We start from the raw sequence: 19,086 nt of genomic DNA on the forward strand, positions 1-19,086 counted from the left end.
AGCATGAAACCTAACCTACTCTGCGCTTCGTCAATCCTGTCTGTCCGCCCGGCCCGCTCCCTGGCCGCGACGGCGGCCCTGCTGTTCGGCCTGCTGCTGGCACCGTGCGCCGCCTTTGCCGATGAGCCCACCACCGGCGCCACGCCAGCCGCATCGGTCAGCGCACCCGCCGTCAATGCCGCCCCTGGCAACGTCGCGCAGGGCACGCCGGTCGTTACCCCGGTTACCGCCGACCCGGCCCTGGCGGTGCAAGACTCGATTGACCCACCCGAAGTGCTGGAAGCCGACAACACCCTGGGCATGGCCCACGACCTGTCGCCGTGGGGCATGTACCAGAACGCCGACATCATCGTGAAGATCGTGATGATCGGCCTGGCCATCGCCTCGATCATTACCTGGACCATCTGGATCGCCAAGGGCCTTGAGCTGATGGGCGCCAAGCGTCGCCTGCGGGGTGAAATCGCCCACCTGAAGAAAGCCACGACCCTGAAGGAAGCCAGCACCACGGCGACCCAGCAAGGCACCCTGGCCAACCTGCTGGTCCACGACGCCCTGGAAGAGATGCGCCTGTCGGCCAACAGCCGTGAAAAAGAAGGCATCAAGGAACGCGTCAGCTTCCGCCTTGAGCGCCTGGTCGCCGCGTGCGGTCGCAACATGAGCAGCGGCACCGGTGTGCTGGCGACCATCGGCTCCACCGCACCGTTCGTCGGCCTGTTCGGCACCGTGTGGGGCATCATGAACAGCTTCATCGGCATCGCCAAGACCCAGACCACCAACCTCGCCGTCGTCGCCCCCGGCATCGCCGAAGCCCTGCTCGCTACCGCCCTGGGCCTGGTGGCCGCGATTCCAGCCGTGGTCATCTACAACGTCTTCGCCCGCTCCATCGCCGGCTACAAGGCCCAGGTTTCCGACGCGTCGGCCGAAGTCCTGCTGCTGGTCAGCCGCGACCTCGATCACCTGCCGAGCGAGCGCATCACGCAACCGCACATGGTCAAGGTAGGGTAATCCGCCATGGGCTTGCATTTAAAGGAAGGCGCAGACGACGATCTGGCCGAGAACCACGAAATCAACGTCACGCCGTTCATCGACGTGATGCTGGTGCTGCTGATCATCTTCATGGTGGCGGCCCCGCTGGCCACCGTGGACATCAAGGTTGACCTGCCCGCCTCGACCGCCAAGCCGGCGCCGCGGCCAGAAAAGCCGGTGTTCCTCAGCGTCAAGGCTGACCAGCGCCTGTACCTGGGCGAAGACGAAGTCAAAGCCGAGACCCTCGGCGCGACCCTCGATGCACGCACCCAGGGCAAGAAAGACACCACCATCTTCTTCCAGGCCGACAAAGGCGTGGACTACGGCGACCTGATGCACGTCATGGATGCGTTGCGTGCCGCCGGCTACCTGAAAGTCGGCCTGGTGGGACTTGAGACGGCAGCCAAGAAATGATCACGACGCGCCAAAAGCTGACGCGTTACGGCGGTAGCCTGGCAGTGGTACTGGGCGTCCATGCGGTCGCGGTAATCCTCGCGCTCAACTGGAAGTCCTCGCCCCCTGTCGAGTTGCCGCCGATGGCGATGCTGGTCGAGTTGGCGCCGATCCCGGCCCCTCCGACCCCGGCACCGCCGAAGGTGATAACGCCACCACAACCACCGGCACCGGTAGAAGAACTGCCGTTACCCAAACTTGCCGAAGCACCCAAGCCGACCCTCTCGGTGCCCAAGCCAGTCAAACCCAAGCCCAAGCCGCAACCGCCCAAACCGCTAGAGAAAAAGCCCGAGTTGCCGAAGGAAAAACCTTCCGAGGAACCGCCTTCCGAGACCCCGCCGAGCAACACGCCGCCGGTCAAATCGGCGCAACCGGCACCTGGCCCGAGCCCCGCGCAGAATGCCGCCAAGGTCAACTGGCAAGGCACATTGCTGGCGCACCTGCAGAAGTACAAAAAGTACCCTCCGGGCGCCCAGGCACGTGGCAAGGAAGGCTTGAACCGTCTGCGCTTCGTGGTCGATGCCGAAGGCCAGGTGCTGTCGTTCGAGCTGGTAGGACGCTCGGGCAATGCCGATCTGGACCGGGCCACCCTGGAAATGATCCGCCGCGCCCAGCCCCTGCCCAAGCCACCGGCTGACCTGTTGAACAACGGCTCGGTCGAGATCGTTGCACCGTTTGTGTACTCACTGGAAAAACGCCGGCGCTAAACACCACGTGAATCCCTTGTGGGAGCGAGCCTGCTCGCGAAAAGGACATGTCAGGCAACATCCTTGTTGCTGACTCTCCGCCTTCGCCGGCAAGCCGGGCTCGCTCCCACATAAATGATCAGCGCTGAACACAAGGCCTTCGCCCCACCTGCCAACCGCATACACATTGCCTGGTGTCACCCAACGCACTCAGTCTGATAACGTGCGTCTATCGATTGCAGCCGTTATGCTTGGCCGTAACCTCATGGACGCCCGCTATGACCCTCACAGAATTACGCTACATCGTTACCCTCGCCCAAGAACAGCACTTCGGCCACGCGGCCGAGCGCTGCCACGTCAGCCAGCCGACCTTGTCGGTGGGTGTGAAGAAACTTGAAGACGAACTCGGTGTGCTGATTTTCGAGCGCAGCAAAAGCGCGGTGCGCGTGACCCCGGTCGGCGAAGGCATCGTCGCCCAGGCCCAGAAGGTCCTGGAGCAGGCCCAAAGCATCCGTGAGCTGGCCCAGGCCGGCAAGAACCAACTGACCGCCCCACTCAAGGTCGGCGCGATCTACACCGTCGGCCCGTACCTGTTCCCGCACCTGATCCCGCAACTGCACCGGGTTGCCCCGCAGATGCCGTTGTACATCGAAGAAAACTTCACCCACGTCCTGCGCGACAAACTGCGCAACGGCGAGCTGGACGCGATCATCATCGCCCTGCCGTTCCATGAAGCCGACGTGCTGACCCTGCCGCTCTACGACGAGCCGTTCTACGTGCTGATGCCGGCCCAGCACCCCTGGACCCAGAAAGCCACCATCGACGCCAGCCAGCTCAACGACAAGAGCCTGTTGCTGCTGGGCGAAGGCCATTGCTTCCGCGACCAGGTACTCGAAGCCTGCCCGACCCTGGCCAAGGGCGGCGACGGCGCCAAGCACACCACGGTCGAGTCCAGCTCGCTGGAAACCATTCGCCACATGGTCGCCTCGGGCCTGGGGATTTCGATCCTGCCGCTGTCGGCCGTCGACAGCCACCACTACGCCCCCGGCGTGCTCGAAGTGCGGCCATTGACGCCACCGGTGCCCTTCCGCACCGTGGCCATCGCCTGGCGCGCCAGCTTCCCACGGCCCAAGGCAATCGAAATCCTCGCCGACTCGATCCGCCTGTGCTCGGTGAGCAAACCGACCACCCCGGAAGGTTAAGCGTTCGTCATGACTGAGCTGTCGCACGTGCCGGTCACGGCACTCAAGGGTGTCGGCGAGGCCATGGCCGAAAAGCTGGCCAAGGTCGGCCTGGAGAACCTCCAGGACGTCTTGTTCCACCTGCCGCTGCGTTACCAGGATCGCACCCGCGTGGTGCCGATCGGCCATCTGCGCCCGGGCCAGGACGCGGTGATCGAAGGCACCGTCAGCGGCGCCGACGTGGTCATGGGCCGACGGCGCAGCCTGGTGGTGCGCCTGCAGGACGGCACGGGCGGCTTGAGCCTGCGCTTCTACCACTTCAGCAACGCGCAGAAAGAAGGCCTCAAGCGTGGCACGCGCATTCGCTGCTACGGCGAAGCGCGGCCTGGCGCCTCGGGACTGGAGATCTACCACCCAGAGTACCGCGCCATCACCGGCGACGAGCCGCCACCGGTGGATGAAACCCTGACCCCGGTCTACCCGCTCACCGAGGGCCTGACCCAGCAACGCCTGCGCCAACTGTGCATGCAGACCCTGGCCCTGCTCGGCCCCAGCAGCCTGCCCGACTGGCTGCCCAAGGAACTGGCGCGCGACTACCAACTGGCGCCGCTGGACGACGCCATTCGCTACCTGCACCACCCGCCCGCCGATGCCGACGTCGACGAACTCGCCCTCGGTCATCACTGGGCGCAGCACCGCCTGGCCTTTGAAGAGCTGCTGACCCATCAGCTGTCGCAGCAACGCCTGCGCGAGAGCATGCGGTCCTTGCGCGCCCCGGCCATGCCCAAGGCCAGCCGACTGCCCGCGCTATACCTGGCCAACCTGGGCTTCCCACCGACCGGCGCGCAGCAACGGGTGGGCAATGAAATCGCCTACGACCTGAGCCAGCACGAACCCATGTTGCGTCTGATCCAGGGCGACGTCGGCGCCGGCAAGACCGTGGTCGCTGCCCTCGCGGCCCTGCAAGCCCTGGAAGCGGGCTACCAAGTGGCCCTGATGGCGCCCACCGAAATCCTCGCCGAACAGCACTTCATCACCTTCAAGCGCTGGCTCGAACCCCTGGGCCTGGAAGTCGCCTGGCTGGCCGGCAAGCTCAAGGGCAAGCACCGCGTCGCCGCCCTCGAACAGATCGCCAGCGGCACGCCGATGGTGGTCGGCACCCACGCGCTGTTCCAGGACGAAGTGCAGTTCAAGAACCTGGCGCTGGTGATCATCGACGAACAGCACCGCTTCGGCGTCCAGCAACGCCTGGCCCTGCGCCAGAAAGGCATGGGCGGGCGGATGTGCCCGCACCAGTTGATCATGACGGCGACACCGATCCCGCGGACCCTGGCCATGAGCGCCTACGCCGACCTCGACACCTCGATCCTCGACGAACTGCCGCCCGGCCGGACCCCGGTCAACACCGTGCTGGTCACCGACACGCGGCGGGTCGAAGTCATCGAACGGGTGCGCGCCGCCTGCGCCGAAGGGCGCCAGGCCTACTGGGTGTGCACGCTGATCGAAGAGTCGGAGGAACTCACCTGCCAGGCCGCCGAGACCACCTACCAAGACCTCACCGCCGCCCTCGGCGAGTTGAAAGTGGGCTTGATCCACGGCCGCATGAAACCGGTCGAGAAAGCCGCGGTGATGGCTGAGTTCAAGGCCGGCAACCTGCAACTGCTCGTCGCCACCACCGTGATCGAAGTCGGCGTCGACGTGCCCAATGCCAGCTTGATGATCATCGAAAACCCCGAGCGCCTGGGCCTGGCCCAACTGCACCAACTGCGGGGCCGGGTCGGCCGGGGCAGCGCCGCCAGCCACTGCGTGCTGCTCTACCACCCGCCCCTGTCACAGATCGGTCGCCAGCGCCTGGGCATCATGCGCGAGACCAACGACGGCTTTGTGATCGCCGAGAAAGACCTGGAACTGCGCGGCCCCGGCGAAATGCTCGGCACCCGGCAGACCGGCCTGCTGCAATTCAAGGTCGCTGACCTGATGCGCGATGCCGACCTGTTGCCCGCCGTGCGCGACGCGGCCCAGGCCCTGCTGGAGCACTGGCCGGACCACGTCAGCCCACTGCTCGACCGCTGGTTGCGCCATGGCCAGCAATACGGTCAAGTGTGAAATGCCTCTCAGTTAATCGACCAAAGGCGTAGGCAAGCTGGTTATACTCCCGGTCATTGTAGGAAACCGGATGCAGACCATGACTGAAGTTGCCCACGCCACGGAAGCCCCGCACACCCCTTCTGCTATCCGGCTGCTGCTCGGCAAGCTTGGCATCAGCTATACCGAAATCCTTGACCACCCCGGCCTCAACGCCGAGCGCAAGGTTCAGGCGGTGTTGCTCGACGACGCCATTGGCGCACTCATGGTGCTGTTCCCACAGAGCCAACTGCTGGACCTCAACCGCCTCGCCGAACTCACCGGCCGACGCCTCACGGCGGTCTCCACCGAGCGCCTGGAAAAGATGCTCGGCAAACACAGCCTGAGCCTGCTGCCCGGCCTGCCGGCGCTCACCAGCTCACCGTGCCTGTATGAAGAAAGCCTGCTGCAACAACCCTTGCTGCTGATCAACTCCGACGAGCCCAACGTGCTCCTGGAAATCACCCGCGAAGCCTTCAAGGGCATGCTGAGCAAGGCCAGCGCCGCGAACTTCGGCGAGGCCCTGAGCCGCATCCGCCCCAACCTCGACCGCCCGGACGATGACCGCAAGGAAATCACCCAAGCCGTGCAGGCCTTCACCGCGCGACGCATCCAGCAACGCCTGGAAGCCACCATCGAAATCCCGCCGCTGGCCGAAACCGCGCAGAAGATCATCACGCTGCGGGTCGACCCCAACGCCACCATCGATGACATCACCAGCGTGGTCGAGACCGATCCTGCACTGGCCGCGCAAGTCGTGAGCTGGGCGGCATCACCCTACTACGCCTCGCCGGGCAAGATCCGCTCGGTGGAAGACGCCATCGTGCGCGTGCTCGGCTTTGACCTGGTGATCAACCTGGCGCTGGGCCTGGCCCTGGGTAAAACCCTGAGCCTGCCCAAGGACCACCCGCAACAGGCCACGCCGTACTGGCAGCAGTCGATCTACACCGCGGCCGTCATCGAAGGCCTGACCCGCGCCATGCCCCGCGCCCAGCGCCCGGAAGCCGGCCTGACCTACCTGGCCGGCCTGCTGCACAACTTTGGCTACCTGCTACTGGCCCACGTCTTCCCGCCGCACTTCTCGCTGATCTGCCGTCACCTGGAGGTCAACCCGCACCTGTGCCACAGCTACGTCGAACAGCACCTGCTGGGCATCAGCCGCGAACAGATCGGCGCGTGGTTGATGCGCCATTGGGACATGCCGGAAGAACTGTCCACCGCCCTGCGCTTCCAGCACGACCCGGCCTACGACGGCGACTACGCCGAATACGCGAACCTGGTGTGCCTGGCCGTGCGCCTGCTGCGCGCCCGCGGCATCGGCTCCGGCCCCGACCAGAGCATCCCCGACGACCTGTTCGAGCGCCTGGGCCTGAGCCGCGACAAAGCCGAAGACGTCGTCGGCAAAGTACTGGAAGCCGAAGTGCTCTTGCGCGAACTGGCGTCGCAGTTCACCCACGCTTAAACGGCAATCGCGAGCAGGCTCGCGATGAGTCCGACGTGCTCCCGCTGCCGCTCCCTTGACCAACCCACAAGGACAACAAACGGGTGCCCTGCTATGATTTGCCTGCAAACAGAGGGCTTTGCAATGACCCAAACAGCTGCTGTCAGTGTTGCACGTCAAGTTCGCCAGCTTGCCAAAGATCACATGGTCACTGCGGACCCTGACGACATGAGCCGTATGGCGGTGACCATTACTCGCATGGCGGGGGATGTCGTTGAGTTGGATGGCGTCGAGCAGTTGCTCGTCAACCTCAAGAAAAAAGGTGTCCTGAGCAAGCTTGAGACCCTGGTGCTGCAAGGGCGCTACCTTCAGGAAAGACGCTCACAGAACCGTAGCGCATGACGTTCGATCCATTCGGCGACTTTGAAACAGCGGGATATCTACAAAACTCACTGCAACTCAAAGACCCCAATGAAGTAAAAGAGTCAGAACATCTCTCGTTCGAATTGAGCATTGAAGATGCGCTGGCTTATTTGGCGAAAAAGAAGCCACTCGACTACAAGGCAGTGCTCAGCGTCCACGAAATTCTATTCAGTGGCTTTTATCACTGGGCAGGCAAAGATCGGCACGAGCTTGTACCGCACCTGGCGGTCTTCAAGGGCTCGAACGATGACCCTAGAAGCACTGTCTTCGAACACCCGAACGCCATCAAGCTGTCTGTCGACCATGCGCTCAAGCTCGCCGCGGACAAGAAGCGCTTCAGGGACCATCCTGGCGCAGTGATGGGCCAGTTGGCGTTCGCACACCCCTTCCTTGACGGTAACGGACGCACGATCCTGCTGGTCTTCATGGAACTCTGCTATCGCGCCAAGTTCGCCATCGACTGGTCGAAGACAAACAAGGACGACTACCTACGGGCCCTCAGCGAAGAGATCCGAGAGCCTCGCGAACAGCGTCTCGATCACTACCTGAGACCGTTCATCGTCGGCATCTCCAGTCGTGACGAGTGGCCGCAGACCATCAGCGGCATCAGTGGCCTGGATGGCCTGGACAAGGAAGGCATCAGATACGAGAGCCTGGATGACCCCGAAGTCCAGCGCATCTATAAGACCTACACGGCACAGCCTCTGGACACCGGCGAACCGCCTCAATCAGAGGACTGAAGAGACACACCTGCGCCGGTGAAGAATCCCCTTCGGCAACCGGTAAAGTACTCTTGCGCGAACTGGCGTCGCAGTTCACCCACGACTAAAAGACAATCGCGAGTAGGCTCGCTCCCACGTGGTTTTCGCTTAACTGACTGGCATTAAGGCTTGCCCGCGAAAGCGCCGTGCCAGACACATCACGGTCGACTGATACGGCCTCTTCGCGGGCAAGCCTCGCTCCTACGGGGATTGAGGCGCTCCCTCACGCCTTGGGCTTGGCCTTGCGCGGCTTCAGGTACTTGGTCAGGCCCTGGAACCACATCACCAGCGCCGGGTTGCCCTTGATCTGGATCGACTTGTCCTGGATCCCGGTCATGAACGCCAGTTGCTTGTTCTTGGCCTGCATCGTGTCGAAGGCATAGGCGGCGTCCTTGAAGGCGATGGTGAACGCCGGTTCGGCGTAGACCCCGGATTGGCTGGTGATGCGCTGGTCCTTGACGATGAAGTGGCGCGCCACTTTGCCGTCCTGCGTCTGCAGTTGGAACACCAGGTCCTTGTCGCCCAGTTGCTGTTGAAACGCCGGGTTGGTGCGGCTGGCCTTGCGCATCAGCCAGCCCAGCATCCACAGAAGAAAACGAAATTTCATGCTCGAGCCCCAATGGAAAAAATGAACGCCGGCGCAGTGTATCGAGTTCAAACATGAATGCCACTGTTGCCCATTGTTAGAAGAAGATAAGCCGCTTTTTACGCACGATGACTACCAAGTCACCTCCACGAACCGGTTAGCGCCCACGCTTGCGCCACGACGTCCCCGCGTCTGCCAACACCTCACGCAACTGCCCCAGCGTGATGTCGCGGGCCGCCGGGTCGAACGCCAGGGCGCAGCGCAACGCTGGCCAGCAGCGCTTGGGCAGTTGCCGGGGGACGCTCAGTTCAAGCGGCGGGCGTAGGTCGCGAACCTGGTTGGCCGGCAGGCGGCGCCACGGGTGTTGACCGTCCGCCAATTCGTAGATCACGCACGCCACCGCATAGAGATCGGCCCGCACGCTCAATGGGCCGCCGTCGAGCAGTTCCGGGGCGGCGTAGCCGGGTGTCCAGGCGTTGAAGCGCGTGCGGCTCAGGTGTGCCAACCCGGGGAGCACACCCGCTTCGGCCTGGGCCAGGCCGAAGTCGAACAGGCGCACGCCGTCTTCGGTGAGCATCACGTTGCTCGGTTTCACGTCGCCGTGCAGCACGCGACGGCGGTGGACATGGTCCAGGGCATCGAGCAGCGGCAGGGCGATGTCACGCAGTTCCCGCCACGGCAGCCCCAACGGCCGTTCGCACAGCAGTTGGTCCAGGCCCAGCCCGCGCATCAGTTCCATGCTCATGAAGGCGCGCCGGCACTCGGTGTCCACTTCAAAGCTGTGCAGGCGCAGCACGTTGGGGTGGTGCACGTGCCGGGTCAGGGCGAATTCGCTGAAGAGCAAGGCGCTGGCGTCCGGCGCCTCGGCGTACGGTTCGCTGAGCAGTTTCAAGGCGATGTAGGGATCCGGATCGCCGAACTGCTCGTGCAACAGGTCCCGGGCGCAATACACCCTTCCCATGCCGCCGGCGCCCAACAGACGCTCGATACGGTAGCGTCCCACCAGCACCTGCGGCAGCTCATCCAGGCCGGCCGGCGGCGCCGTCATCGGTGAATCACCACGGCCGTCAGGTTGTCTGGCGCCGGGCCGCGCAGCGCACCCTCGAACAAGCGTTGCACGGCCAGGTGCGGCGACGGTTGAGCCAAGGCCGCGCCCAACGCATCGCGGCTCAGGCCGCGGTACAAGCCGTCGCTGCACAGCAAAAACACATCGCCGGGATGCACCGTCAGCTCCAACACCTCCAGGGTCAACTGGGCGCTCGCCCCCACCGCCCGGGTCAACGCTCCCGCTTGTGGATGGGCGCGGGCCTGCTCGGCGCTCAGGTGGTGCTCGTCGATCAGTTGCTGCATCAACGAATGGTCCCGCGACAGTTGGTACAGGCGCTGCCCACGCCACAGGTAGCAGCGGCTATCGCCGGCCCAGACACACGCCGCACGCTGCTGCTCGACCAACAACGCCACCACCGTACTGCCCATGATGCCGTCCGCGCGCCCGGTGCTCACGGTCAGTTCCTGGCCCAGGCGGCGATTGAGCCAGTGCAGGCACTGGCGCAGTTTCTCCAGGCGCTGGTCAAAACCTTCGTCGCCCGGCAACTGCGCCAGGCTGTCGACGATCAACCGGCTGGCGATATCTCCCCCCTGATAGCCGCCCATGCCGTCCGCGACCACCCACACACCGTGCTGCGGGGTGTCGAGGAAGGCATCTTCGTTGCGCGGCCGCACCTTGCCCGGATCGGTCCGCGCCGCGCTGCGCCACGGCATCAGAGCTGCACCGGCAGGCGGAAGGTGCGCAACACGCCCATGTCGAACGGGTTGGGCATGCGCTGGCTGGTCAGCAGGTAGTTGGCGCGCAGGCCACCCAGGTCGGCCTTGAGCACCAGCACGTCGCGCCCCTTGAGGTATTCGCGCGGCATCAGGTCAAACAGCCGGAACAGTGACCACGGCCCGGTGTGCTTCTCGATCCCGATCGGACGCTCGGCGGTCCTTTCCAGCACCAGGCTGGCGCGCCCGTCGTGGGCTTCGTTGGGCCAGGTGTAGGTCACCGGCACAATCGGGCCGTGACGGTACTCCAGGGTGTTGTCGCCAAAGCGCAACTCGGCACGGCTGACCGCCGGGTCCAGGGTGTAGGGCGCCAGGGTGAAGCGCACCTGGGGCTCGCCCGGGGTTTCGGCGAAGAAGCTCTGGCGGATGACATGGGCGGTGCTCATCTGGTCGAGGTAGGCCCGGGAGATCGGCAGGCTCTGGCCGTCGATGCTGCGCGCCCGATAGTTGCCCGGCACGCCGCTGACGAAGGTGCGCAGGTAGCTGTCATAAAAGCGCTCGACCACGCCCTGGGCCTTGAAGAACTCGCGGAAGTCATTGAGGGCGACGTCGCTGGAGCTGTGGGCACTGAACGGATAGCGGGTGTTGATCGCCTTGCGATAGAAGCTGTACAGCTCGCTCTGGTAACGCTGGTCGAGGTAGCGGTAGGCATCGTTGAGGGTCAAGCGCCAGGTGTCATGCGCCAGGCCGTTGAACCAGGCACTGACCGGGCGCGGCAACCGGCCCGAGGTGGTGCGCAAGGCGCTCAGGGCGTCACGCTGGCCGTTCATGCGGCCCTTGGCCAACTCATAAGCGGCCTGTTCCGGGGCGCTGGCCCGCGCCAGGCTGGCCAGTTGCAGGTGCAGGTCGTTCAGCGCGTTCAGGGCCGGGATCAGGTCGGCAGCCGGTCCGCCTTGGGCATCGAGCAGTTGGTGCAGGGGCTCGAAGCGCCGTTGTACCGCCTGCTTGGCGGTGTCCGGCAGTTGGCTGGCCAGGGCCTCGTTGGCTTTACCGGCCACCGCGCTGGCGAGTTCCCCGGCCACACCCGCCTTGCCGGCCACACCACCGGCCACGTCGCTGACGCTGTCGATGACCGAGGTAAAGCGCGTGTTGTCCCGCACTTGCACCAGCAGTTGCAGCACCGGCGAGTGGGCCGAGGTCAGGCCGGCGAGTTGCTCCGCGCCTTCGCCGATATCGTTGATCGGCTGCAAGGCCACCCGGCCAACCGCTTCGCCCCAATGGTCGGCGTAGTCGCGCAGGTACAGTTGCTCCAGCTCGACCAGCAGCCGACGCATGTCCATGCCGCTCAAGGTGGCGCCCTCGCCCAGCACCCAGTTGTCGCGCAGGATCTGCGTGACCAGCAGCGGACTCTGCACCGCAAAGTACTGCTGGTAGCCGCGCTGGGTGTAGAACCCCGGAATCACGTAGTCGGTGCCCACCAGCAAGTGGGCCTGCGGACCCAGGTGCTGGCTGAAGCGGTACGCCGGCAAGTCGCGAGCCTGTTCGCGCAGCATGCGATAGACCACGCCGGCCAGGGACTCGTTGCGCAGCGCCTGGCGGGCCTGGGTCACCAGCGATTCGTTCAGCGGTTCGACAAAGGGCAAGGCCAGCAGGCGTTCCAGGTGAGCAACCAAGCCATCCTGCACCGCCGTATTGCCGGCGTATCGGCGGGACCAGTCCTGGGCGACCCAATCCTTGAGCCATGCGCGATCGCGACGCGCTTCAAGGTTCAACATCAGGTAGGCGCGCAGGCTGTTGAGCAAGGGTTCGCGCTCGCCCAGGTGGCTGCGGGTCTGAGCCTCAAGCAGTTGGCTGATCCGCGGCAACAGCTGGCTGCGCAGTTCATGCTGGTAGGCCTGGGTGACGGCCTGCTGGCTCGCGCGGCCTTGATCCAGGCCCGTGCGCTCGAACCACGGCACATTGCCGGCGGCCGGGAACACCTGGGTCGCCGCGTAGCGCGTGTCCAGCACGTTGAGCGCCGCCAGTGCGTCGTCCTGGTCGCTCAATTGCGCGCGTTGCTGGCGCCAGGTATGCGCCAGGTTGCGCACCTGCTCCAGGCGCTCATGGTTGGCGGAAAAGCCCGTCGCCCACAGTCCGCCGCCCGCCGCGACGACCGCCAGCGCGCCGACGTACACCGTGCGCTGGCCCCAATGAATCCGCCGGCGTTCGCGGGTATCCAGGCCGACCAGGTTGGCCTCGGGAAAAATCACCCGGTCGAGCAGGTGATGGATAAACCTTGGCCGTGCGCCGCTCTGGCCCGCCAGCGGCTCGGCGGTCTCCTGGTCAGGGGCGGTACTCGGCGGTGCCGCGCTGGTCAGGTAGAAACCGCGCAACTGGCTGGCCCGCTGGTAGCGGTTGCCGCTGAAGGCTTTGTCGACGAATTGGCACAGCGGCGCGCCGATCTGCGCCATCTGCTGCGGGAAGTCGAGGATGCGCCCACGGTCCTGGGGATCACGTTCCTGATGCAGGCGCATGAGCACCTGGCTGTCGAGACGGCGCAGCAGCGCCTGGAATTCATCGCGGACCCGCTCGACATTGGCGCCGCGCTGCGCCTTGTCGAAGCTGGCGCCCAGCACTTGCTCGCATTCCTCGCGGGTCAGTTGCTCGAAGAACGCCGCAAACCCCGGCAGCTCATCGGCCTTGCTCAGGACCAGGTAGACCGGCAGGTCGACGTGCAAGCGCTGATGCACTTCCTGCAAGCGCGCGCGGACCTGCAAGGCCAGGCTATCGAGCCCCGAGGCGTCGGCCGAGAGCAGGCGCTCCACCGGCAGCGTGACCAGCACACCGTTCAACGGCCGAGTCCGGCGCCGTTGGTGCAGCAGTTCGAGCAAGGTGCCCCAGCCACTGCGATCCACGTTGGTGTCCGGTTGGGTCAGGTAACGCCCGGCGGTGTCGAGCAACACCCCGTGGTCGGTGAAGTACCAGTCGCAATCGCGGGTGGCCTGAGGCGCCTGCGGGTCGCGCTGATTGATCGGGAACTCCAGCCCCGAGTGTTCGAGCAGGCTGGTCTTGCCGCTCTCGGGTGGGCCGACGAGCAAGTACCAGGGCAGCTCGCTGCGCCAACGCTCGTTGCGGCCACGGTACAGGCTGGCGGTTTTCAAGGTCCGCAGCGCCGCCTTGAAGCGGTCGCGCAGGCGCTTGTCGGTGTGCTCGATCAGCGCGTCGCGCTCCACCCGCGCCTGGCCGTTTTCGCTGTCTTGCAACGCCTGCTTGCGCACGCCGCTGCGCCAACTGGCAAACACCATGCCCAGCCCCCAGAGCAGGAACAGCACACTGATGCTCAGCCCGCGCGCGCTCGCGTCGGCCCAGAACTTGTAGTCGTCGACCGCCAGGAGCGGCCCGACGAACCACACCCACAGCGCCAGGGCGAGCACCAGGCACAGGCTCCACACCCAGGTTTTGCACAGGAACGCGCCGATTTTGCTCAACACCTGCTTCATTTCACTTCCTTGCTGTATGACGACTCGACAACGGGCTCCAGCGCCAGGTACGGCTGCAAGACCGCCTCGCGCTGCTGCCCCAGTACCCAGGCGAACCCCGAATACATCACCCCCAGGCTGACGCCGGTGAACAACGCGACCATCCACCACGGCACGATGCGTACCGGGGCGCGAGGTTCGGCACGCAAGCCCTGCCAGCGGGGCGACAGCTCCCGCGGCACGTCGCCACGCTGTTGCCGGATCAGCCGGTACAGCGCGTCGCGCAGTTGCTCAAGCTCCAGCAGGCCGCGGACCTGCACCCGGTATTTGCCTTCGAAGCCGAGGGCCAGGCACAGGTACATCAACTCCAGCATCGTCAGGTGCTTGACCGGGTCCTTGGACAGCCGGGTCAGCACCCGGAAAAACTTCTCCCCGCCGAACGTCTCGCGGTGGAAGCGGCTGAGCAGGCTCATCTGCGACCATTGGCTTTCCTTGCCCCATGGGGTGGTGACCACCGCCTCGTCGAGCACGGTGCACAACACGTAGCGCGCGCTCATGACCAGGCTATTGTCGACACCGGCGCGCTCGGCGCAGGTGACGAACGTGTCCAGGTCGTTGCCCAGCCGCTGGTTGAGCGCCTGCACGTTTTCACTCGCGGCACCGTGCTTGAGCCGCACCACTTCCGACAGCAGCCCCGAGGCGGCGCCGACCAGGGGGTTGAGGCTCAGGTTGAAGGTCTCGGCCGGGCGTCGCTGGGCCGCGTGGATCATCCGCGCTTCGAGCTGTTCGATACGGGGCGGGGCCGCGCCGTCGGTCAACGGCTGCGTGGGGGGGCCCTCGCCATTGAGGCCCACCAGGACGGTCATTTCGTCTTGGAGATGCGGTGTTTGCGTGTGCATGTCGATCAGTTCCTGATAGCCCAGAATTGCAGTTCAAGCCCGTCGAACTCACCGGATACGTGGAAGGCAAAACCGCCGGAACGCTCCAGTTGCGCCACGTCGTCGGGACCCAGTTCGAGAATGAAATAGGTCTTGTTGGCGTGGAACGGGATCTGCCGGGGCACCACGGGCAAGGGCTGGACCCGGATGCCCGGCAGGTGCAAGTTGACCAGTTGACGGATCTGTTCCACCGGGCCGACCTTGAGGTGCGCCGGCAGGCGCTGGCGCAGTTCACTGGCGTCGCCGTGAGCGCTCGCCGCCAACACGAACGAGGCCGAGCCCAGCAGCGAGTGATCGTGCAGCGGCGCGACGATGATTCCGTACTGGCGCGCTTGCAGCTCCAGTTCGATGGCGTGCTGTTCGAGCACCATCGACAACACCTGACGAATAGCCTCCATCAACGCGCGAAAGCTCGCGCCCTGGTCACTGTGCTGGTAGTAGCTGTCCAGGCGCGGGCGCTTGCTGTCGCGGGCAAATGTCGCCAGTTCACCGAGCATCGCCAACAACGTGAGGTACAACGTCTCGGGGTGCACCTGCGCCAGACTCAGGTAGTGGCGCAGGACCAACTCCGTGCGGTTGATCATTTGCAGCATCATGAAATCACCCACCTGCGTGCCGCCCGCCGTGCCGGTGGCGCCAATGCGCTCGGCAATGGCATCGGCCCGGTGGCCGAGCAAGCCGATGACTTCCTTGAGGCACGACAGCACATACGGCGACGCGTGGGCATGGATGAAGCTGGGGGCGAAGTCAGGGTCGAGGCTGATCGCGCCGTCGGAGGTGAGTTCCAGGATCTGGCAGACTTTGAGCTTCACGTAGACCTGATCGCCCGGTTGCTCGCCCAACATCAAGCGCAAGTTGGGACGCGCGCAACTGACCGGGCTGCTGGAGCCCTCGCCGGCATTGGAGTCGCTGACCTGTGTTTCGTAGACCGTGTAGCGCGCCAGGACATCCGCCTGGTCCGCCCGCCGGGCCTCGACATGGTCACCGGTGACCAGCGGCAACGCCAGGTAGACCGGTGTGTTGGCGGTACCACGGGGCACGTCCAGGACCAGCGGTTCAGTGTGGCTGCCCAGTTCGAACAGGCTGCCATCCGGCAACACCCCCGAGGCCTGGCTCAGCATCAGCTTGCCCATGCTGAGAAACTGCGGGTCGATGTCCAGCTCCAGGAACCCCCAGGCGTAACTGCCCAGCAGCCGGGTGCGGGTGTTCATCTGGTTGTGGTAGTAGCGGTCGTGGTGCTGGAAGTGCTGCGGGCGCAGCAACATGCCTTCCTGCCAGATGACTTTGTGCGCGTTCATGGTCAGTCGTCCCTCTCGGTCAGCCGTGCGTGCTGATGGGTGATGGCGGCCCGGTCCAGGGTCAGCCAGGCGTCGGTCACGCGGCCCGGGGTCAAGGCGATCACCTGGCGCCATTGGGCGTCCGACAGGTCGCGATAGGCCGCGAGGACCCCAACGTAGCGGCTACCGCCATCGACGCTGAGTTTGAGTTCGACGCGCTCGCCGGGGCGCAGCTCCAGCTCTTCACTGGCCACCAGGTCCGGGGCCAGGTTGTGTTTGGCGCGCTCGTAGAGGCTGAAGAAGTCAGCGTTCTCGAAGGCCACCGGGTGCTTGAGTTCGATCAGCCGCACGACAATCGGCGACGGCCGGCCATTGAGGTCCGGGTTGAGCTGATCACTGGCCGTCAGCGTGAGGTTGAGCTTGGTCAGCGTCGAGTACGGCGACAGCGAGGTGCAGCCGGCCAGCGTCAGCGCCGCGGCGAACGCGGCCAGCCACTTGAGGGAGACGAGGTTGCAGCCAGGCATGGGCATCATCCTTGGGGGTCGAGGTTAAGGGTGGCGAACAGCCGGGACTGTTCCTTGAGCACCGCGGCGGCCTGGATCGCCAGGGCCTCGCGGCGCTCGTGATCCAGTTCGCAGAGGTCCACGCCCAGGGCCGCACCGAAACGCGCCCAGAAGTCTTCGCGCTGATGAGTCGCCGGCTTGACTGGGGAAGGGTCGGTCAGCTCCGGCAACTGCAGATGTTCCAGGTCGACGCGGGCGTAGTCGGCCCGCGACGGGACGGGCCCGTGGGGGCTATCGAGGTCATCGAAATAGGTGCCGAGTCGTTCTTGCCGATCGAGCACCTTGAGCGGATCCAGCTCGATGAAGACATCGTCGGGAATGCCGCTGCCAACGGCCGGCAGGCGCTGCGCCTGATCGTGCAAGGTGGCCGGCTCGCGCACCAGTCGCGCATGGACTTCGAAGGCGCCCAGGCGGTAGCGGCTGCCGTGCTCGATGCGTTGCGGCTGGCCCTTGCTCAGGCGCACCGCCGTGTCACCCAGCACGATGCCGTTGCTGCTGATGTCCGTGAGGAAAAACCCGCCGTCCTGATAGCTGACCCGGGCGTGATGCTTGGACAGGTGGCGCTGTTGGTCGGGGATGACCCAGTCGCAATCCTCTCCCCTGCCAATCACGCCACCGGCCTGCCTGAAGGTTTTTTGCCAGGCCCCGGGGGCAATGAATTGCGGGGCGTGGTGTATCTCTAGAACCAGTTCCATCGTGTCGCTCCTTGCGCTCACTTGCCGCGATGGGCCGCTTGCGGGTCACCCAGCGGGCGATAGGTGGTGTCGTTGAAGCGGTAGTTGCCGGTGCAACCACTCAGGCCGAGTACAACGGCCAGGGCCAGCGCCACGACGGGCCAGGAACGAACAGGCATCAGGGGGTCTCCAGGGTGAGGAATGGGATCGAGGGGGTTAGTCATGACAGTCGCTGCGGTGAATCTTCAGGCGCCCGAGGCGATACAGCAGGGTGCGGCGCGGCAAGCCCAGTTCACGGGCGGTGAGGGTCTGGTTGCCGTGGTTCTTGCGCAGGCAATCGAGGAGCAATCCGCGTTCAACCTGCTCCAGACGCTTGCGCAAGCTTGAGGTGTCGGCGGGCGCCACGACGGGGCCGCGCAGGGCAAAGTGCTCGGGTAGCAACTCGCCGCCGTCACACAACAACACCGCCCGCTCCACCAGGCCCTTGAGCTCGCGCACGTTGCCGGGGAAGGCATAGCCGGCCAGGTGATCGAGGGTCGCGGGCGACCAGCGCAGCGCCTCGCGTTGCAAGAAGGCGCAGGCCTTGTCGGCGAAGTGCCGGGCCAGTTGCGGGATGTCGCCGTCACGGTCACGCAAGGCCGGCAGCTCGACCGGGAACTGCGCGAGGCGGTAGTACAGGTCTTCACGGAATTTGCCTTCGCTGACCAGCTTCGCCAGGTCACGGTGGGTGGCCGCGAGGATTCGCACGTCGATCGTGTGGCTGTCGTTGCAGCCCAGCGGGCGGATCTCGCCCTCTTGCAGGACGCGCAACAGCTTGGCTTGCAGGGACAGCGGCATGTCGCCAATTTCGTCGAGCAGCAAGGTGCCGCCATGGGCCGCATCGAACAGCCCGGCGCGGTCGCGGTCCGCGCCGGTGAAGGCGCCCTTGCGATAGCCAAACAGCTCGCTCTCCAGCAGGTGCTCGGGCAGCGCCGCGCAGTTCTGCACGATGAATGCCTGCGCGCGACGCGGGCCACAGTCATGAATGGCCCGCGCCACCACTTCCTTGCCGGTGCCCGTCTCGCCACACAACAACACGGTGTAGGGGCTGTGCAGCACCCGGTCGATCAGTTGACAGGCCTGGCGCATCGCCGCGCTGTTGCCGATCAGCCCGTAGCCGATGGCCTGCGACGCGGTCTGGGGCGCGGGCGCGGGATCCGCGACGGCCCAGCGCTGATGCTGCAGCAGGTGCCAGTGCCCGAGCGCAAACGCCCCCAGTGGTGCCAATGAGTCGGCATAGCCCTGCAACTCGACATGCTCGTGGCTGGCACACACCAACAGCCCCGCCACGGCCTGTTGCCGGCCCAGCAGCGGCACGCACAGCAACGACTGCCAGGGCCTGGCGCGCACCGGCAGAAAGTGGCTTTCATGCACGCTGTCATCGAGCCCCGTGAGGGACAGCACACGGTTCTGGCACAGGGCAAACTGCAGCAATTGCTCCGCGTTGTAGTCGACCGGCAGGCTACTGGCCTCGCGGCCGGTCAGGCTGCCCTGCTCGCACTCGGCAATCAGCGCCAGGCGCGTATGGCTGGCATCGAGCACGTACAACTGGCCCAGCACACAACCACTGAGCTCGGTCGCGGCACGCATGAAGTCATTCAACAGCAGCGCGCCATCGGTCGCTCGCGACAGGTTGGCGTAGTGCTTCAGCAGGGTCTGTGCATAGCGCAGCGGTTGCGCGATGCCGACGAACAT

17 protein-coding genes and 1 pseudogene are annotated in these 19,086 nt (G+C 65.2%); 8 read left to right on the top strand and 10 right to left on the bottom strand.

The window, feature by feature from the left end:
• Positions 1-3 precede the first annotated feature (3 nt).
• The 8 genes from exbB to BMW74_RS06360 all read left to right on the top strand — a co-directional run bounded on the left by exbB (position 4) and on the right by BMW74_RS06360 (position 8,074).
• Positions 4-1,005, top strand: a complete 1,002-nt coding sequence (exbB, locus tag BMW74_RS06325) for a tonB-system energizer ExbB (protein WP_093415228.1) — start codon at positions 4-6, stop codon at positions 1,003-1,005.
• Positions 1,006-1,011: 6 nt separating this feature from the next.
• Positions 1,012-1,440, top strand: coding sequence for a TonB system transport protein ExbD (exbD, locus tag BMW74_RS06330; RefSeq protein WP_093415230.1), 429 nt, complete (start codon positions 1,012-1,014; stop codon positions 1,438-1,440).
• Complete coding sequence (locus BMW74_RS06335) at positions 1,437-2,186, top strand: TonB family protein (protein ID WP_093415232.1); 750 nt, start codon at positions 1,437-1,439, stop codon at positions 2,184-2,186. Before exbD ends, BMW74_RS06335 begins: the two co-directional genes overlap by 4 nt.
• A gap of 257 nt (positions 2,187-2,443) precedes the next feature.
• On the top strand, positions 2,444-3,367 hold the full coding sequence (locus BMW74_RS06340; RefSeq protein ID WP_093415234.1) for a hydrogen peroxide-inducible genes activator: 924 nt from the start codon (positions 2,444-2,446) through the stop codon (positions 3,365-3,367).
• Between the two features lie 9 nt (positions 3,368-3,376).
• Entirely contained in the window at positions 3,377-5,452 is a 2,076-nt protein-coding gene (gene recG / locus BMW74_RS06345; protein ID WP_093415237.1) for an ATP-dependent DNA helicase RecG, read from the top strand.
• A gap of 79 nt (positions 5,453-5,531) precedes the next feature.
• Complete coding sequence (locus BMW74_RS06350; RefSeq protein WP_093416059.1) at positions 5,532-6,932, top strand: aminoacyl-tRNA deacylase and HDOD domain-containing protein; 1,401 nt, start codon at positions 5,532-5,534, stop codon at positions 6,930-6,932.
• 123 nt (positions 6,933-7,055) lie between these two features.
• A complete protein-coding gene (locus BMW74_RS06355; RefSeq protein WP_093416064.1) occupies positions 7,056-7,313 on the top strand; it encodes a hypothetical protein in 258 nt (85 codons plus the stop codon).
• Positions 7,310-8,074, top strand: a complete 765-nt coding sequence (locus BMW74_RS06360) for a Fic/DOC family protein (protein ID WP_093415240.1) — start codon at positions 7,310-7,312, stop codon at positions 8,072-8,074. Before BMW74_RS06355 ends, BMW74_RS06360 begins: the two co-directional genes overlap by 4 nt.
• Before the next feature lie 244 nt (positions 8,075-8,318).
• Here BMW74_RS06360 and BMW74_RS06365 read toward each other — a convergent pair whose 3' ends face one another.
• The 10 genes and pseudogenes from BMW74_RS06365 to BMW74_RS06410 all read right to left on the bottom strand — a co-directional run bounded on the left by BMW74_RS06365 (position 8,319) and on the right by BMW74_RS06410 (position 19,086).
• A complete protein-coding gene (locus tag BMW74_RS06365) occupies positions 8,319-8,702 on the bottom strand; it encodes an SCP2 sterol-binding domain-containing protein (RefSeq protein WP_093415243.1) in 384 nt (127 codons plus the stop codon).
• 136 nt (positions 8,703-8,838) lie between these two features.
• A pseudogene (locus BMW74_RS06370) lies at positions 8,839-9,732 on the bottom strand (serine/threonine-protein kinase); the annotation flags it as partial.
• The gene (locus BMW74_RS06375) at positions 9,726-10,442 is read right to left on the bottom strand and encodes a PP2C family protein-serine/threonine phosphatase (RefSeq protein ID WP_093415249.1); all 717 of its coding nucleotides are present in this window, start codon (positions 10,440-10,442) and stop codon (positions 9,726-9,728) included. The pseudogene BMW74_RS06370 and the gene BMW74_RS06375, both read right to left, overlap by 7 nt.
• Entirely contained in the window at positions 10,442-13,921 is a 3,480-nt protein-coding gene (tssM, locus tag BMW74_RS06380) for a type VI secretion system membrane subunit TssM (RefSeq protein WP_093415251.1), read from the bottom strand. The genes BMW74_RS06375 and tssM overlap by 1 nt, the downstream gene beginning before the upstream one ends.
• Positions 13,918-14,799, bottom strand: coding sequence for a type IVB secretion system protein IcmH/DotU (gene icmH, locus BMW74_RS06385; RefSeq protein WP_093415254.1), 882 nt, complete (start codon positions 14,797-14,799; stop codon positions 13,918-13,920). Before icmH ends, tssM begins: the two co-directional genes overlap by 4 nt.
• A gap of 5 nt (positions 14,800-14,804) precedes the next feature.
• On the bottom strand, positions 14,805-16,136 hold the full coding sequence (gene tssK, locus BMW74_RS06390; RefSeq protein WP_093415257.1) for a type VI secretion system baseplate subunit TssK: 1,332 nt from the start codon (positions 16,134-16,136) through the stop codon (positions 14,805-14,807).
• A 2-nt stretch (positions 16,137-16,138) separates the two neighbouring features.
• On the bottom strand, positions 16,139-16,639 hold the full coding sequence (gene tssJ / locus BMW74_RS06395; RefSeq protein WP_093415260.1) for a type VI secretion system lipoprotein TssJ: 501 nt from the start codon (positions 16,637-16,639) through the stop codon (positions 16,139-16,141).
• A 5-nt stretch (positions 16,640-16,644) separates the two neighbouring features.
• A complete protein-coding gene (gene tagH / locus BMW74_RS06400) occupies positions 16,645-17,373 on the bottom strand; it encodes a type VI secretion system-associated FHA domain protein TagH (protein ID WP_093415263.1) in 729 nt (242 codons plus the stop codon).
• A gap of 17 nt (positions 17,374-17,390) precedes the next feature.
• Positions 17,391-17,531, bottom strand: a complete 141-nt coding sequence (locus BMW74_RS06405) for a type VI secretion protein (RefSeq protein WP_093415266.1) — start codon at positions 17,529-17,531, stop codon at positions 17,391-17,393.
• Positions 17,532-17,568: 37 nt separating this feature from the next.
• Positions 17,569-19,086: a sigma-54 interaction domain-containing protein gene (locus BMW74_RS06410; RefSeq protein ID WP_093415269.1), complete on the bottom strand. Its 1,518-nt coding sequence runs from the start codon at positions 19,084-19,086 to the stop codon at positions 17,569-17,571.

Origin of the sequence: Pseudomonas sp. ok272 (genome assembly GCF_900109995.1) — a bacterium.
Classification (GTDB): domain Bacteria; phylum Pseudomonadota; class Gammaproteobacteria; order Pseudomonadales; family Pseudomonadaceae; genus Aquipseudomonas.